The organism is Pseudoxanthomonas sp. LjRoot204_2, assembly GCF_056175765.1.
In genome coordinates this window covers 1-16,433 of sequence record NZ_JBGFFG010000024.1, presented here as the reverse complement: position 1 = coordinate 16,433, position 16,433 = coordinate 1, and the positions used below count along the sequence as shown (strand labels likewise).

General features: G+C 67.4%; 13 protein-coding genes and 1 pseudogene. 10 read left to right on the top strand and 4 right to left on the bottom strand.

Going from position 1 to position 16,433, the window contains the following annotated elements; translation table 11 throughout:
• The 7 genes and pseudogenes from AC04L7_RS02230 to AC04L7_RS02200 all read left to right on the top strand — a co-directional run.
• Positions 1-477, top strand: a pseudogene (locus tag AC04L7_RS02230) (carboxypeptidase regulatory-like domain-containing protein); the annotation flags it as partial.
• A 58-nt stretch (positions 478-535) separates the two neighbouring features.
• The gene (locus AC04L7_RS02225; protein ID WP_299344603.1) at positions 536-901 is read left to right on the top strand and encodes an I78 family peptidase inhibitor; all 366 of its coding nucleotides are present in this window, start codon (positions 536-538) and stop codon (positions 899-901) included.
• Between the two features lie 239 nt (positions 902-1,140).
• Positions 1,141-5,613: a glutamate synthase large subunit gene (gltB, locus tag AC04L7_RS02220; protein ID WP_475512459.1), complete on the top strand. Its 4,473-nt coding sequence runs from the start codon at positions 1,141-1,143 to the stop codon at positions 5,611-5,613.
• 205 nt (positions 5,614-5,818) lie between these two features.
• Positions 5,819-7,264 (top strand): FAD-dependent oxidoreductase, encoded by a 1,446-nt coding sequence (locus AC04L7_RS02215; RefSeq protein ID WP_296278750.1) that lies wholly within the window; start codon positions 5,819-5,821, stop codon positions 7,262-7,264.
• 122 nt (positions 7,265-7,386) lie between these two features.
• On the top strand, positions 7,387-8,274 hold the full coding sequence (locus AC04L7_RS02210) for a methylglyoxal synthase (protein WP_436000846.1): 888 nt from the start codon (positions 7,387-7,389) through the stop codon (positions 8,272-8,274).
• A gap of 137 nt (positions 8,275-8,411) precedes the next feature.
• Positions 8,412-9,587, top strand: a complete 1,176-nt coding sequence (locus tag AC04L7_RS02205; protein WP_436000848.1) for a benzoate/H(+) symporter BenE family transporter — start codon at positions 8,412-8,414, stop codon at positions 9,585-9,587.
• A gap of 128 nt (positions 9,588-9,715) precedes the next feature.
• Positions 9,716-10,174 carry a PepSY domain-containing protein gene (locus AC04L7_RS02200; RefSeq protein WP_093489131.1) on the top strand — a complete coding sequence of 153 codons (459 nt, stop codon included), beginning with the start codon at positions 9,716-9,718 and terminating at the stop codon, positions 10,172-10,174.
• Positions 10,175-10,225: 51 nt separating this feature from the next.
• Here the strand turns inward: AC04L7_RS02200 and AC04L7_RS02195 are convergent, their stop codons facing one another.
• The 4 genes from AC04L7_RS02195 to AC04L7_RS02180 form a co-directional block, all read right to left on the bottom strand.
• Positions 10,226-11,473, bottom strand: coding sequence for a TCR/Tet family MFS transporter (locus AC04L7_RS02195; protein ID WP_436000851.1), 1,248 nt, complete (start codon positions 11,471-11,473; stop codon positions 10,226-10,228).
• A gap of 184 nt (positions 11,474-11,657) precedes the next feature.
• Positions 11,658-12,524 (bottom strand): D-hexose-6-phosphate mutarotase, encoded by an 867-nt coding sequence (locus AC04L7_RS02190; protein ID WP_436000853.1) that lies wholly within the window; start codon positions 12,522-12,524, stop codon positions 11,658-11,660.
• The gene (locus AC04L7_RS02185; protein WP_475512460.1) at positions 12,521-13,774 is read right to left on the bottom strand and encodes a lytic murein transglycosylase; all 1,254 of its coding nucleotides are present in this window, start codon (positions 13,772-13,774) and stop codon (positions 12,521-12,523) included. Before AC04L7_RS02185 ends, AC04L7_RS02190 begins: the two co-directional genes overlap by 4 nt.
• Before the next feature lie 130 nt (positions 13,775-13,904).
• On the bottom strand, positions 13,905-14,327 hold the full coding sequence (locus AC04L7_RS02180; RefSeq protein WP_436000855.1) for a protease inhibitor I42 family protein: 423 nt from the start codon (positions 14,325-14,327) through the stop codon (positions 13,905-13,907).
• 70 nt (positions 14,328-14,397) lie between these two features.
• On the opposite strand from AC04L7_RS02180, the gene queF reads away from it, so the two are divergent.
• From queF to AC04L7_RS02165, 3 genes are all read left to right on the top strand, one after another.
• Complete coding sequence (gene queF, locus AC04L7_RS02175) at positions 14,398-15,216, top strand: NADPH-dependent 7-cyano-7-deazaguanine reductase QueF (protein WP_436000857.1); 819 nt, start codon at positions 14,398-14,400, stop codon at positions 15,214-15,216.
• 108 nt (positions 15,217-15,324) lie between these two features.
• Positions 15,325-15,630: a LysM peptidoglycan-binding domain-containing protein gene (locus tag AC04L7_RS02170; RefSeq protein ID WP_436000859.1), complete on the top strand. Its 306-nt coding sequence runs from the start codon at positions 15,325-15,327 to the stop codon at positions 15,628-15,630.
• A gap of 34 nt (positions 15,631-15,664) precedes the next feature.
• Entirely contained in the window at positions 15,665-16,147 is a 483-nt protein-coding gene (locus AC04L7_RS02165) for a hypothetical protein (RefSeq protein ID WP_436000861.1), read from the top strand.
• Positions 16,148-16,433: the final 286 nt, after the last annotated feature.

Below are 16,433 nucleotides of genomic sequence, written 5' to 3'. Positions count from 1 at the left end.
GACGTGCACGCCGCGCTGTGGTCGCAGGCGTTCGCCACGCTGGCACGCGCGGGCGCGCAGGCCATTGCCGCGGCGCCCGACGGCGCGCGCGCGGGCGAGCGCATGGCGCTGTGCGGCATCGCAGACGACGCACGGATCGTCGCACCTGACGGCATCACGACGCAGGTAGTGCGGGATCCCGCCACCGGCAGCGCGCGCTGCGCAGGCTTCTGGCCGCGAAGCGCGGGCTGGCATCAGCTGAGGGTGGGCGACGCCGCGACGCCGTTCTTCGTCCGCGCCGAAGACGATGCGCCGTCGCTGCATCGCGCCGAGCTCCAGGCGCAGACACGCTCGCACACAGGCGCCGCGAGCGCAGTGGTGGCATCGCCATCGGCCATGGAAGGCGTTCGCGGGCCCGCCTGGCCGTGGTTCCTCGCCTGGCTTTCCGCCAGCGCGCTGCTATGGTGGCTCGAACGCAGGCGCGCGCCGGCCGGTTAACGACTCTCGAATGTCCGGTGCGCAATCCTTCCTTCCATCTCACCCTCCGGAGTTACGCATGATCCGAACGGCGATTCCCGCCCTGCTGTTGACCCTCTCGCTGGCCGCCTGCTCGTCGCCCGAAGCCGACGAACAGACCGCCGCCGCCGAACAGTCCCAGGCCGCGGCCAGCGAAGCGGCCACGCCGCCCGCCGCCGAGCCCGCGCCGGCCGAACTCGCCGGCAGCTGCGACGACACCCAGGCGCAGTGGATCATCGGCAAGACCGCGAGCGAGGCCGACATCGAACAGGCCAAGGCCGACAGCAAGTCCGAGGCCGTGCGCGCGCTGAAGCCGGGCGACGCCGCGACGATGGACTTCAATCCGAACCGCCTGAACATCATCCTCGACGAGAAGGGCGCGGCGACCTCGGTCAACTGCGGCTGACGCTTCGCGCCACGTCCATCGGATGACGAACCGTCCGCGGCGACGCGGGCGGTTTTTTGTTGTCCGGCGGACACGGTTTTGCCCCGTGAAAAGTTGCCTTTGCAACCAACAGGTGGTGCGCCATAGGTGTTGTTGCGGCGTCGCAACATCTATGGTCTAGTCGGATTTCCGGTGACATTTCGAAGTGCCGCTGCGTGGGCAGGGCACGGTGTCGCCGTCACTCCGGTTTGAGGCAAGACATGGCCCCTCGCAATCGCCAAGGCGGCTTTGAACAGGGTCTCTACGACCCGAACGACGAACGCGACGCCTGCGGCTTCGGCATGATCGCGCAGCTCGACGACCAGCCCTCGCGCGCGCTGGTCGACACTGCGATCGCTGCGCTCTCGCGCATGACCCACCGTGGTGGCGTGGCCGCCGACGGTCTCACCGGCGACGGCTGCGGCCTGCTGATCCGCAAGCCGGAGGCATTCCTCCGCGCGCTCGCCGCCGAATCCGGCATCGCACTGGGCGCGCGCTTCGCCGCGGGCCTGGTGTTCCTTCCGCACGACGAGGTGCAGGCCGCGCAATGCCGCGCCGCGCTCGAAGCCGAACTGTTCCGCACCGGCGTGGCGGTGAAGGGCTGGCGCGTGCCGCCCACCAACGACGCCGTCTGCGGCCAATTGGCCAAGGACACCCTGCCGCGCATCGAACAGCTCTACGTCGAGGCCGACGAAGGACAGAAGGACGAAGCCTTCGCGCTCGCGCTGTTCCTCGCGCGCCGCCGGGCCGAACAGCAGCTGCGCGCGTCCGTGCCCGACTTCTACGTGGTCACGCTGTCGCCGCATGCGATCGGCTACAAGGGCATGGTGCTGCCGGACAAGTTGTCGACCTTCTTCCCGGACCTGCAGCGCAGCGACCTGGCCAGCAGCGCGGTGGTGTTCCACCAGCGCTTCTCCACCAACACGCTGCCGCGCTGGCCGCTGGCGCATCCGTTCCGGCTGCTGGCGCACAACGGCGAGATCAACACCATCGAGGGCAACCGCCGCTGGGCGCAGGCGCGCAGCAAGGTGTGGAAGACGCCGCGCTTCGACATCGGCGAATTCGACCCGGTCATCTCGATGCACGGCTCCGATTCGCAGAGCCTGGACAACATGCTGGAGCTGCTGGTCGCCGGGGGCATGGAGCTGATCCAGGCGCTGCGCATCCTGGTGCCGCCGGCGACGCAGTCGCTGGAGTTCAAGGACGCCGATCTGGCCGCGTTCTACGAGTTCTACGGCCTCAATACCGAACCGTGGGACGGCCCGGCGGGCATCGTCTCCATGGACGCGCGCTACGCCGCGTGCACGCTTGACCGCAACGGCCTGCGCCCCGCGCGCTGGATGCTGACCAGCGACCGCCACTTCATCGTCGCCAGCGAAGCCGGCGTGTGGGAAGTGCCGGCCGAACGCGTCACCCGCAAGGGCAAGCTCGGCCCGGGCGAGATGATGGCCATCGACCTGCGCCGCGGCGACCTGCTCGACAGCGAAGCGGTGGACCGCATCAACCGTGGCCGCGCGCCGTACAAGCAGTGGCTGCACCAGGGCGTGACCTACCTGCAGACCGAGCTGATCGATCCGTCGCTGGTCGAGGAACCCTTCGACGAACGCACGCTGCGCGGCTACCACAAGCTGTTCCAGCTCTCGACCGAGGAAGTGGAGCAGGTGCTGCGCCCGCTCGCCGAGACCGAGCAGGAAGCCACCGGCTCGATGGGCGACGACACCCCGATGGCCGTGCTCAGCCGGCAGACGCGGCCGCTGTACGACTACTTCCGGCAGGCGTTCGCGCAGGTCACCAACCCGCCGATCGATCCGCTGCGCGAAGACTGCGTGATGTCGCTGACCACCCAGCTGGGCCGGGAGACCAACATCTTCCACGCCGGCCCGGAGACGGTGAACCACGTCATCCTCAATTCGCCGGTGCTGAGCCAGCGCAAACTGCGGCAGTTGCTGAAGATGCCGCAGTACGTCGAGAAGAACCGCCTGATCGACCTGTCCTATTCGCACGAGGAAGGCCTGAAGGCCGGCCTGGAGCGGATCTGCCGCGAGGCCGAACAGGCGGCGCGCGATGGCGAGGTCATGCTGCTGCTGTCGGACCGCTATCCGCAGCCGGGCCGGCCGATGGCGCATGCGCTGCTCGCCACCGGTGCCGTGCACCATCACCTCTGCCGCGTTGGCCTGCGCTGCGACGCCAACCTGATCGTCGAGACCGGCACCGCGCGCGATCCACACCACATGGCCTGCCTCATCGGCGTGGGCGCCACCGCGGTGTATCCGTACCTGGCGTACCAGACGCTGTTCGACCTGGRCCGGCGCGGGATCCTGCAGATTAAGAAGGGTGGCGAGCAGACGCAGATCGGCCGCAGCTACCGCAAGGGCATCTACAAGGGCCTGTCGAAGATCATCTCGAAGATGGGCATCTGCACGATCAGCAGCTACCGCGGCGCGCAGTTGTTCGAGATCGTCGGCCTGGATCCGGACGTGGTCGACCTGTGCTTCGCCGAGACGCCGTCGCGGGTCGGCGGCGTGGGCTTCGAACGCCTCGACCTGGAGGCGCGCCAGCTCGATGCGCGTGCGTGGAACGACCGCGAATCGCCGGAAGTCGGCGGGCTGCTGAAGTACGTGCACGGCGGCGAATACCACATGTACAACCCGGACGTGGTGATGACGCTGCAGCGCGCGACGCGCACCGGCGACGCCCGCGACTGGCAGGCCTACGCGGACGCCGTGAACTCGCGCCCGCCGTCGGCACTGCGCGATCTGTTGCAGCTGAAGAAAGCCGAGGTGCCGACGCCGATCGACGAGGTGGCCGACGCCACCGACTTGCTGCGACGCTTCGATACCGCGGCGATCTCGCTCGGCGCGTTGTCGCCGGAAGCGCACGAAGCGCTCGCCATCGCGATGAACCGGCTCGGCGGCCGCAGCAACTCCGGTGAGGGCGGCGAAGACCCCGCGCGCTATGGCACCGAGAAGCGCAGCAAGATCAAGCAGGTCGCTTCCGGCCGCTTCGGCGTGACGCCGGAGTACCTGGTCAATGCCGAAGTGCTGCAGATCAAGGTCGCGCAGGGCGCCAAGCCCGGCGAAGGCGGCCAGCTGCCGGGCCACAAGGTCAACGAGCTGATCGCGCGCCTGCGCTACGCCAAGCCCGGCATCGGCCTAATCTCGCCGCCGCCGCACCACGACATCTATTCGATCGARGACCTCGCCCAGCTGATCTACGACCTCAAGCAGATCAACCCGACGGCCCTGGTCTCGGTGAAGCTGGTCAGCCATGCGGGCGTGGGCACGATCGCCGCCGGCGTGGTGAAGGCCGGCGCGGACCTGATCACCATCTCCGGCCATGACGGCGGCACCGGCGCCAGCCCGGTGAGCTCGATCCGGTATGCCGGCGTGCCGTGGGAACTCGGCGTGGCCGAGGCGCACCACGCGCTGGTGGTGAACCAGCTGCGCGACCGCACCGTGCTGCAGACCGACGGCGGCCTGAAGACCGGCCTGGACGTGGTCAAGGCCGCGCTGCTCGGCGCCGACAGCTTCGGCTTCGGCACCGGCCCGATGATCGTGCTCGGCTGCAAGTACCTGCGCATCTGCCACCTCAACAACTGCGCCACCGGCGTGGCCACGCAGGACGAGCGCCTGCGCACGCAGTACTTCACCGGCCTGCCCGAGCGCGTGGAGAACTTCTTCCGCCTGCTGTCCGAGGAAGTGCGGCAGTGGCTGTCGTACCTCGGCGCGCGTTCGCTCGACGAGATCGTCGGCCGCACCGACCTGCTGCAGCAACTCGACGTATCGCCCCGCGAAGGCGTGAACGTCGATCTGTCGCGACTGCTGAAGGGCGCGCAGTTCGACAGCAGCAGCTGCGCGGCGCAACGCCTGTACGAATCGCCGGACAGCCTGGCCACGCAGCTCGATGGTTTGCTCGCCGAGCCGATCCGCAAGAAGAGCGGCGGCGACCATCGCTTCCTGATCCACAACACCGACCGCAGCATCGGCACCCGCCTGTCCGGCGCCATCGCGCGCCAGCACGGCAACCAGGGCATGGCCGACGCACCGCTCAACCTGCGCTTCCGCGGCACCGCGGGGCAGAGCTTCGGCGCGTTCAACGCCGGCGGCCTGCAGATGGAGCTGGAAGGCGAAGCCAACGACTACGTGGGCAAGGGCATGGCCGGCGGCCGGCTGGTGGTGCGTCCGCCGCGCGGCGCGCGCTTCGAGGCACGCAACACGCCCATCATCGGCAACACCTGCCTGTACGGCGCGACGGGCGGCGAGCTGTTCGCCGCCGGTCGCGCGGGTGAACGCTTCGGCGTGCGCAATTCCGGCGCGCTGGCGGTGATCGAAGGCGCCGGCGACCACTGCTGCGAGTACATGACCGATGGCATCGTGCTGGTGCTGGGCAAGGTGGGCCTGAACTTCGGCGCCGGCTTCACCGGTGGCCTGGCCTACGTGCTCGACCTGGACCGCGATTTCGTCGACCGCTACAACCACGAACTGATCGACATCCACCGCATCAGCCCGGAAGGCTTCGAGAGCCATCGCCAGCACCTGCACACGCTGATCAGCCGCCATCGCGAACTGACCGGCAGCATCTGGGCGCAGCAGATTCTCGACGAGTTCCGCGACTACGTGGGCAAGTTCTGGCTGGTGAAGCCGAAGGCCGCGAGCATCGATTCGTTGAACGAGACCTTGAGGCGCGCAGCATGAGCGCGCTCCGCCTTTCTCCTCCCCCCTCGCGGGGGAGGATGCCCGCAGGGCAGGAGAGGGGGCGCAAGCGCAGCGACGCGTGTCGTTGCGTCCGTGCACTCGATGCGCTGACGTGGCGCTTCGCCGCAACGGTCTCCGGCTCACCCTCTCCCGGCCTTCGGCCACCCTCTCCCATCAAGGGAGAGGGGAAGCAGGTACTGTCCTCATGAGCAAGAAGCAGGTATTCCAGTTCCTCGACCTGCCGCGGACGATGCCGCAACGCATCCCGCTGGAGTTGCGCACGTCCGGCGACTGGGGCGAGCTGTACGGCAAGTTCGGCAAGGAGGAAGCGCAGTACCAGGCAGGCCGTTGCCTCGACTGTGGCAATCCCTACTGCAGCTGGAAGTGCCCTGTGCACAACGCGATCCCGCAGTGGCTGCAGCTGGTGCAGGAGAACCGCATCGAGGAAGCCGCCGCGCTGTGCCACTCCACCAACCCGCTGCCGGAAGTCTGCGGCCGCGTGTGCCCGCAGGACCGCCTCTGCGAAGGCAGCTGCACGCTGGAGGAATTCGGCGCGGTCACCATCGGCGCGGTGGAGAAGTACATCGTCGACACCGCGCTGGCCAATGGCTGGCGGCCGGACCTGAGCGACGTGCAGCCGACTGGCAAGCGCGTCGCGGTCATCGGTGCGGGACCGGCGGGCCTGGGCTGCGCCGACCGCCTGGCGCGCGCCGGCATCCAGGCCGTGGTCTACGACCGTTACGAACAGATCGGCGGCCTGCTGCAGTTCGGCATCCCCAGCTTCAAGCTCGACAAGAGCGTCATCGCGCAGCGCCGCGAGGTGCTGGAAGGCATGGGCGTGGAATTCCGCCTGGGCGTGGAGATCGGCCGCGACCTGACGCTCGCGCAGCTGCTGGAAGAGTACGACGCGGTCTTCCTCGGCACCGGCGCCTACCGCTATACCGACGGCGGCCTGCCCGGCCAGGACCTGGACGGCGTGCTGCCGGCCCTGCCCTTCCTGGTGCAGAACGGCCGCATCGTGAGCGGCAACGATCCCTGGGGCCGCGCGATCGCCGGTTGGGAGGACAAGCTGCAGCTGCCGGACCTGCAGGGCAAGCGCGTGGTCGTGCTCGGCGGCGGCGATACCGGCATGGACTGCGTGCGCAGCGCGATCCGCCTGGGTGCGGCGAAGGTGACCTGCGCCTACCGCCGCGACGAGGCCAACATGCCCGGCTCCGCCCGTGAAGTCGCCAACGCCCGCGAGGAAGGCGTGCGCTTCCTGTTCAATCGCCAGCCGCTCGGCATCGTGGCCGGCGACGACGGCACGGTGGCCGGCGTGCAGGTGGTCGAAACGAAGCTCGGCGAGCCCGACGAACGCGGCCGCCAGAACGCGGTGCCGGTCGAAGGCAGCGAATCGGTGCTGGAAGCGGACGTGGTGATCATCGCGTTCGGTTTCTCGCCGACCGTGCCGGCGTGGTTAGCCGACGTCGGCGTGGAAGGCACACCGAACGGACGCATCGTCGCCGGCGGCGGCGATCGCCTGCCGTTCCAGACCACGCACCCGAAGCTGTTCGCCGGCGGCGACGCCGTGCGTGGCGCCGACCTGGTGGTCACCGCGGTCGCCGAGGGACGCGATGCGGCGGGCAGCATCGCGACGTTGCTGCTGGCGTAGGGTGGGCTCAAGCCCACCTTGTCGCGAAGCCGCGCACGGCATCGTCATTCGGGGCGATCCCCATGGCGGGCTTGAGCCCGCCCTACGCTAGACTCGCGGCTCCATTGTCCATCTGATCGAACATGCGCCTGGGCCTGGCTGCCAACCGCCTGCACCACCATACCGAAGATGCGGCGCTGTTCCGCTGGCTGCGGGCCTGCGAGCCCGGCATCCGCGACCTTCAGCTGGCCTTGCATGCGGTCGGCCGCACGCACGATGCGATCGCCGCCGCCGGCATGCTGCGCGGCTACGATGGGCTCAAGCGGTATCCGTACGGCCGCGACGGCGGACTGATGAAGCTGGTGGCGGAAGTCGTCGGGCTGGAAGGCGCCGAACGCAGCCTCGATGGTGCGATCTACTTCATCGATCCGGTCGATCCGTCCTCGATCTTCCCCGAAGCCACGGCGCTGAAGCGCCAGTGCGTGATCCACGGCAAGCCGTTCCTGTCGACGGTCGCCTCGGCGCGCGACTGGATCGAGATGGAACGCATCCATGCCGGCTTCGCCCCCGACCGCGGCGCCGATCGTTTCCATGCGCTGGAATCGCAGACGCTGGCACTGATCGCACACGATGCGATGAAGCCGCAGATGCTCGCGTTCGCCGACGCGCACTTCGACGTGCTGTCCCGCTTCGCGCACCGCATGGCGACCGGGACCACCGGCCTGCGCCTCAACGAACTGGCGTGGAGCCGCGGCTGGCCGCAGGACGTGCCCTGGGTGGAACGCTTCCAGAGCGGCCCGCTTGGCGGCGACGCGCAGATCGCCGACCGCGTTCTGGAGCATCGCTGCCAACGCGTGATCTTCTTCGAGGATCCGCACGTGGCGCGCCAGCACGAAGCCGACATCCAGTTGCTGGAGCGCGCCGTGACCACGGTGACCGACGAGGCGGTGTGCACCACGTCGCTGGCCGTGGCGAAGCGATGGTGCGAGGCCGTCGGAAAGCGGCAGTCGGCTGTTGTGGTAGCGACGTAAGTCGCGAAAGCGCGCGGCGGATCGTCGCCATCCTTTTTGCACCGTGAAATGCCCATCGGAGTTGGCTGAAAATGCCCATCGGAGTTCGCTGAAAAAGCGTTCGCGACTCACGTCGCTCCCACATGAGTAACCGCTCCATGGAATCTCCCTCCCGCCACCTGCTGAAGGATCTCTCGCTGTCCGCCATCGCGGCCGGCTTCGTCACCGTGCTGGTCGGCTTCGCGAGTTCGGCCGTGATCGTGTTCCAGGCGGCGCAGTCGCTGGGCGCCTCGCCGGAAGAAATCTCGTCGTGGATGTGGGCGCTCGGCCTGGGCATGGGCCTGACGTGCATCGGCCTGTCGTTGCGTTACCGGATGCCGGTGGTGACGGCGTGGTCCACGCCCGGCGCGGCCATGCTGATCAGCAGCGTCGCCGGGCTGCCGCTGTCGGATGCGATCGGCGCGTTCCTGCTGTCGGCGTTGCTGATCGCCGTGTGCGGATTCTCGGGCTTCTTCGAACGGATGATCAGCCGCATCCCGGTATCGCTGGCGTCCGGCATGCTGGCCGGCGTGCTGCTGCGCTTCGGCATCGACGCGTTCGCGTCCATGAAGACGCAACTGGGCATGGTGCTGACGATGTTCGCGGCCTACCTGCTCGCCCGCCGTCTGCTGCCCCGCTACGCGGTGATCCTGACGTTGCTGGTCGGCATCTCTATCGCCGGCGCGCTCGGCTTGCTGCGCATCGACGGTCTGTCGTTGCAACTGGCGAAGCCGATCTTCACCACGCCGACGTTCTCGTTCGCGGCGGTCGTCGGTATCGCCTTGCCCTTGTTCATCGTGACGATGGCCTCGCAGAACGTCCCCGGCGTGGCGGTGATCCGCGCATCTGGATATCCGATTCCGATTTCGCCTGTCGTCGGTTGGACCGGCGTGGTCAACCTGGTGCTGGCGCCGTTCGGTGCGTTCGCGCTCAACCTGGCGGCGATCACGGCGGCGATCTGCATGGGCCGCGAAGCGCACGAAGATGCCGCGCGTCGTTACGTCGCGGCCATCGCGGCCGGCGTGTTCTACGTGCTCGTAGGTCTGTTCGGCGCGACGGTGGCGGCGCTCTTCGCCGCCTTTCCGAAGGAACTGATCCTCGCCATCGCCGGCATCGCATTGCTGGGCACCATCGGCAACAGCCTGGCCGCCGCATTGCGCGAGGAAGCGGAGCGCGAGCCCGCGCTGGTGACCTTCCTCGTGACGGCATCGGGCTTGTCGCTCGCGGGCATCGGTTCCGCGTTCTGGGGCCTGGTCGCGGGCGTGGTGACGCTGCTGGTATTGCGCCGCACCTGAGCCTCGTTCGCGTTCCGCTCATGCGGGTGAAAGCGGCGTGGAGTGTTCATTTTCAACGGCACGGATTCACCTGGGGGTGATGCGGGCGTGGGCAGGATTCGGTCCACGCCATCCCATAGGAGATTTCCATGCAGACCATCCGTTACCGCCATCGCCTGTTGACGCTCGCCGCGCTTGCCGCACTGTCGGGCGCCGCGTTCGCTCAGGCGCCAGCGCCGACCGCAGGCAAGGACGCGCTGAAGGAGCCGCAGGTGCGCGCGCTGCTCACCGAGAAGGGCTACACGAACATCGACGATCTCGATTTCGAGGACGGCCAGTGGGAAACCGATGCGACCAGCGCCAACGGCGACCGCGTCGACGTGCGCATCAATCCGGCCAGCGGCGACATCGTGGCCGAGAAGCTGGTGTCCAACCTCAGCGAGAACGATGTCAAGGCGAAGCTCGCCGCCGCCGGCTATTCCAAGGTGCACGACGTGGACTTCGACGACGGCGTCTGGAAGGCCGAGGCCGAGCGCGCCGACGGCAATGACGTCGAGATCCACCTGGCCGCCAACACCGGCGAAATCATCCACGTGGAGAACGATTGATCCAGCGCGCTTGTCGCGCAACGAAGAAGGCCGCCCCAGGGCGGCCTTCTTTCATGTCATCGGCGCCTGCGGCTTGGGACGCGCAAATCGCCATCCCACCAGCATGCCGCAGAACAGCAGGATCGCAGCAAGAAACCACGGGGCGCCGGGGACATGGGCGGGCGCGGATTTTCCGATGAACAGCGCGAACGTCCCCGCGAACATCATCGGGCCGATGACGCCCGCCAGGCTTGCGAGACTCATCAACGCGCCCTGCATGCGCCCCTGCTCGCGCTCATCCACTTCACGCGTGATCAACGACTGTGTCGCGGGCGTGGCCAGCGCCCATAGCGCACTGATGGGCAATCCGAGCAGGAAGGCGGTACCGACTGGTGCCCACCCGTAAACGACGAAACCGAGCGCACCACATGCCAGGCCAAGCAATAGTGTCCTGCGCTCGCCGAGTCTTTTCACCACGCGACCGATCAGCATGGCGTTCACGATGACGCTCAGGATGCCCACCGCTGCCAACACCCAGCCGACCTCCTTCGGACCCCATTGGAAGCGGTAGCCGGCGAACAACACGAATACGCTGGGATAGACGAAGTGAGCGAGGTTCGCGATGAAGACGACGGCGACCAGGCCGAGCACCTGCGGATAGCGCTTGAGCAATACCAACGAACCGAAGGGGTTCGCGTGCTTCCAATCGATGCGGCTGGTCCGCTTTTCCGGCGCAAGCGATTCGGGAAGCACGAACCAACCGTAGAGGAAGTTCAACATCGCCAACCCTGCGGAGAACCAGAACGGAAGACGCAGATCGATGTCCCCCAGCGCACCACCGATCAGGGGACCGATGACGAACCCTACGCCGAACGCCGCGCCGATCATGCCGAAGGCCTGTGCGCGCCGCTCCGGCGGGGTGACGTCGGCGATGTAAGCATTCGCCGTCGTGAAGCTCGCCGAGAACACACCCGAGAAGACTCGCGCCAGCAGGAGCAGCGGCAGGGTGCCGGCGACCGCCATCAATACGAAGTCGGCACCCAGGCCCAGGCACGAGAGAAGGATCACCGGCCGGCGTCCGAATCGGTCGGACAACGCGCCCTGCACCGGCGAGCTGATGAACTGGATGGCATAGAACACCGTGCCGAAGATACCCACCCAGATCGCAGCGCGCGCCGCATCCCCACCGGTGAACTGCTTCACCAGATCCGGCAACACCGGGATGATCACGCCGAACGACAGGATGTCGATCAGCACCGTGACGAAGATGAAGATCAGAGCGGCGCGGCGGCCGGCGTGTGCGGGAGCTTCGGCGTTCACGGAGCGGACCGGCGAAAAGGTGCGCAAGTGTAGGGCATGTCGCGCCTTGTGGTCCCCCTGTGGGAGCGACGTCAGTCGCGACGGCAAAGCCCGCACGTCGCAAAAAAGCCGTCGAGTCCGAGAAACCGCGCTGACCAAGAAGGACGTGACGGCGTAGGACGTGGGGTCGCGACTGACGTCGCTCCTACAACGGTGCTGCGGAGATCACGTGGCTCAGCCGATGGCGCTGGCCGGGTTCCAGTTCGATCGCGTCTTCGGCGGCATTCGCGGCTTCCAGGCAGACGAAGGTCCGCCAGCCGTCGCCGGGCATGTCCGCGATGGTGGCCGCACCGGCGTCGCCCGGGTTCCAGACCACCAGCGAACGACTGCCGAAGGTGTCCAGTCGGATGCGGCGGCGGCCGGCGGGATCGATGAGGTCGAATCGATGGCCGGTGCCGGTATAGATCCGGTCGCTGCGGCCCGGGTCGCGCGGGTCGTGCAGCGTCCAGTCGCCGGCTTGCACGTGCGTGCCGCCGGCGTACTTGTCCGCATAGCGCAGGCCATCGAGGCCCGTGACGCGCACCTGTGCCGCGTCGGCCACGCGGAAATACGTGTGGAGCGCCTGGGTCAGCACGACCGGCGCCTCACCGCGATGGAGCGTGTCCAGGCTCTGCCGGAGGTCGCGGCCGACGTGCACAGTCTGGATCAGTTCGAGCGGCACGCCATCCCGCAGCGGCAACGCGAGCTTGAGCACCACGCTGCCATCGGCTTCGCGCCGCACGTCCGTCAGCGGCCAGCGCGATACGCGTGCATGACCGTGCTGGGGTGCATCGTCGGGTTGTCCCTGCCGGCCGAAGTAGGGCCAGCACACCGGCACGCCGCCGCGGATCGAATTCGGCGGCAAGGCCGTGGCCGGCGACACCCAGAGCAGGTCGTCGAATCCCGTCGGTGCGAACGACAGCACCTGCCCGCCGTGCAGACTGACGCGAGCAAGGGACATCGGGGTTTCCACCCGCAGCACGTCGATGTCCTGCCAGCGTTCCTGGGTCACGCCTTCGGGTAATGCACTCACGGCTTTCGCGGCTCCGGTGGCGCGACGGGCGGCCCTTCCGCCTTCAGCGCGGCGAGTACTTTCGCACCGGCCCGGCCGTCCGCGGGCTGCAGGCCCAGGCGCTGCTGTTCGACTACGATCGCGCGCCGCGTCTGCGTGCCGATCATGCCGTCTGCCGTGCCGATCGCGTGGCCTCGCGCGAGCAGCAGCGTCTGCAGTTCGCGGCGCTGCGGACGACCCAGGCCGGGATCGTCCGTCGGCCAGGGCGTCACCAGTCCCGTGCCGCCACGCAGGCGATCGGCCAACAGCGCGATGGCCAGTGCATAGCTTTCGGCCGCGTTATAGGAATAGATGGCGTCGTAGTTCTTGAACACGACGAAGGCGGGACCATTGATGCCCGTGGGTACCAGAATGGCCGCGTTGCGATCATCGGCGGGCAACGGCTGTCCGTCGACGCGCGAGATGCCCTGCGTGACCCACGCGGCCAGGGGCTTGCGGTTCGTGCGCCCTGCCTGCGCGAGGTCGAAACCGGCAGGCAGCGTCACCTCATGGCCCCACGACTCACCGATGCGCCAACCCAACTTCACCAGGTAGTTCGCGGTCGATGCCAGCGCGTCGGGAATGCTGTCGATCAGGTTGCGGCGACCGTCGCCATCGAAATCGACGGCGATGCGTTCGTAAGTGCTCGGCATGAACTGCGTGTGCCCGAACGCGCCGGCCCACGAGCCAGTCAATCCTTCCACCCGTACGTCGCCGGACTGCAGCAGCTTCAACGTGGTCAGGAATTCGCCCCGGAAGAACGCCTGCCTGCGACCGAAGCACGAGAGCGTGGACAACGACACCAGCAGCGGTCGCTTCCCGAACACGCGCCCATAGTCGCTCTCCACGCCCCATACCGCGACCACGGTGGCGGGATCCACGCCATACGCCTGCGAGACACGACCCAGCAGGTCCGCATGCGTCACCAGCATTGCCCGCCCGTCCGCCACGCGCTGGTCGTCGACCAGCGCCGCCAGGTAATCCCACAGTGGCGTGGTGAACTCCGGCTGTGCATCCAGCAGGTCCAACACGCTCATGTCGGCGGCCAGATCCTTCGCGTACGTGTCGAACGTGGCCGTCGCTATGCCCTGCTTCTCGGCGACGCCGCGCAACGTGGTCATGCAGGCGGCGAAGACCGGGTCGACCACGGGAACGGCGACCGGCGGCACGCCGGGGGCGGACGCGGCAGGKGCGTTCTGCGCTGCTGCCGGCAGTGCCGCCAGCAGCGCCAACCAGAGAAAGGATGCAGGTGAAGTCATGACGGCCTCCCTGGCCTTCGGGGGAGCGGTCACTTTGCCTTGCGGAAAGATCGAAGCCAAGCCGCGCAGGGCCGGCGCGGAGACCAAGGACCGAAACAACGAATCAGCGCACGATCACCCGATGTTCCACCACTTCCACCGGCGGCACGGTCTCCCACGACCGCCGGTACACCATCCGCACCGTGGTCTCGCCTGCCTTGTCCGCACGGAACCACCAGCGCGCGATCGAGGACGCACCCGGCATGGGCGGCTGCGTGTCCATCGGCGGCGGCGTGGCCGGACCGGTGGTGCGCGACAGCACCGGCGCGCCGTCGGACGTGAATTCCCACGCGTACCCCGTGCTCGCGTTCGACATCAGCGCAATCTCCAGCACTTGGCCTACCTGCATCACGACGGCGCCCTCGCCTTGCGGACGGACCAGGCCATCGTCCGCAGGCGGGGTGGGACGCGGCCCGTCATCGCTGGCAGTCCCGATGGCGCAGGCGGCAAGCATCACGCACAGGCCGGGCAGCAGCAGTGATCGCATGGGGAACCTCCTCGGGGAGAGGCCGTCGTTATACACCCCGGCTTTAGGGCCCGTCCGTAGAATGGCCAGCATGAACAACACTCCCCAGGATTCCTCGTTGGGCCGCGAGGTCGCGTACCCGACGCAGTACGACCCAACCCTCCTCTTCCCGATCCCGCGCCAGGGCGCGCGCGACGAGATCGGCATCGCCGCCGATGCCTTGCCGTTCGTCGGTCACGACCGCTGGCATGCGTACGAGTTGAGCTGGCTGGATGCCCGGGGCAAACCGCGCGTGGCGACCGCCACGCTGACCGTGCCGTGCACGTCGCCGTGCCTGATCGAATCCAAATCGCTCAAGCTCTATCTCAACTCGCTCAACAGCACGCGCTTCAACAGCGATGCCGCGGTGCTCGAGCGCATTGCCACCGACCTGTCGGCGCGCGCCGGCGCGGACGTGGGCGTGGTGCTCGGGCTGCCGCCGATGGCCGAGATGCCCGAAGGCGAATCGCTCGACGGGCTGGACGTGGAGATCGACCACTACGGACCACCGCGCGCCGAATTCCTCGCCGCCGATCCGGAAGCCAAGGTCAAGGAACTCCTTTCGTCGGAACTGCTGAAGTCGAATTGTCCCGTCACCGGCCAGCCCGACTGGGCGACGGTCGTGATCCGCTATGCCGGCCCGCGCATCGATCGGATCGAACTGCTGCGCTACCTGGTGAGCTTCCGCGACCACGCGGAGTTCCATGAGCAGTGCGTCGAACGGATTTTTCACGATCTGCTGGCGCACTGCCGGCCGTCGTCGCTGTCCGTCGAAGCGCGCTACACCCGTCGCGGTGGCTTGGATATCAATCCTTGGCGCGCCACCGCCGACATGAATGTCCCGCTCATGAAGCGCGATCAACGGCAGTAACGTCACTCAGCTAACAATAGAAGCGATTTCACGCACGCGCTATGGATTCTTAACAAGGCACGTGCAACGCTCTGCTCATCCCACAGCCCGCCAAGAAGGGTGGTTGCAATGAGCACAGAAAAGAAGGCTGACTTCTCTGACGTCAGCGCCAAGGTCGTTTCGACCGAGCAGATTGTCGAGAAAGCAGATTTCTCGGACGTTACGGCGCGCGTTGACAGTACCGAAGAGATTGTAGGCGAGCAGACCTACACGATCGAGAAGGGCGACACGCTCTCCAAGATCGCGAAGGAGCATTTCGGTAGCGCCAATGCGTGGAAGCAGATCTTCGAAGCTAACCGCGACACGATCGATGATCCCGACCGCATCTTCCCCGGGCAGGTCATCAAGCTTCCTCCGAAGCCCGCCGACGCCTGATCGCCACTCCACTTCATCCACAAGGATTGAACCCATGAAGCAGAACCGCATCTCTTACGCTTTGGCCGCCGCGCTGGTCGGTACCGTCGCCTTGGTCGGCTGCAAGAAAAAGGAAGAACCCGTCGTCACCCCGCCCGCCGCGGTGGAGCCGGCCCCCGCACCTGCGGAGCCGATGCCGGCGCCCGCTCCCGTCAGCGCCACGACAGTCACCGTGGGCAACACTGCCGCCGCCGACAAGTCCGTTGCCGCTGTCGGCATGTTCGGCGTCAAGGACAAGATCATCGTGTCGGTGAAGACGGATGCCACCACTCCTGCTGATGCCACCATCGAGGCGAAGCTGACCTTCCAGGACGGTCAGGAGGCCGCCAAGCAATCCACGACCGTCAAGGCCGAGGACGCAGGCACCACCAACATCGAATTCACCAAGGCCACCGATTGGCCCGCCGGCAAGTACAAGGTCGACGTGACCCTCAATGGTCAGCCGGTCGGCATGACGCAGGAAATCGAAGTCAAGTAACCCGCAAGGCAAGTCTCTCTCCCACGTGTGTGGGGCAAGCTCGGGCGTGGAGCGATCCACGCCCGCTTTTTTTGCGCGGCGCCCCGGTGGCGGACGGTTCCTACGGCAACCTTCCCCGGCACTGAAGGGTGTCCCTGGACGCTTGGGCACCATCCATACCCCCTCGTTTTGCCCTGCGTGCGGCGACACGCGACAATGGCGCGCTGACTTCCCCATCGCCCCTTGTCGAGAGTCCTGATCCCCATGTCGGATACGCCCCGCATCATCTACACCCTCACCGACGAAG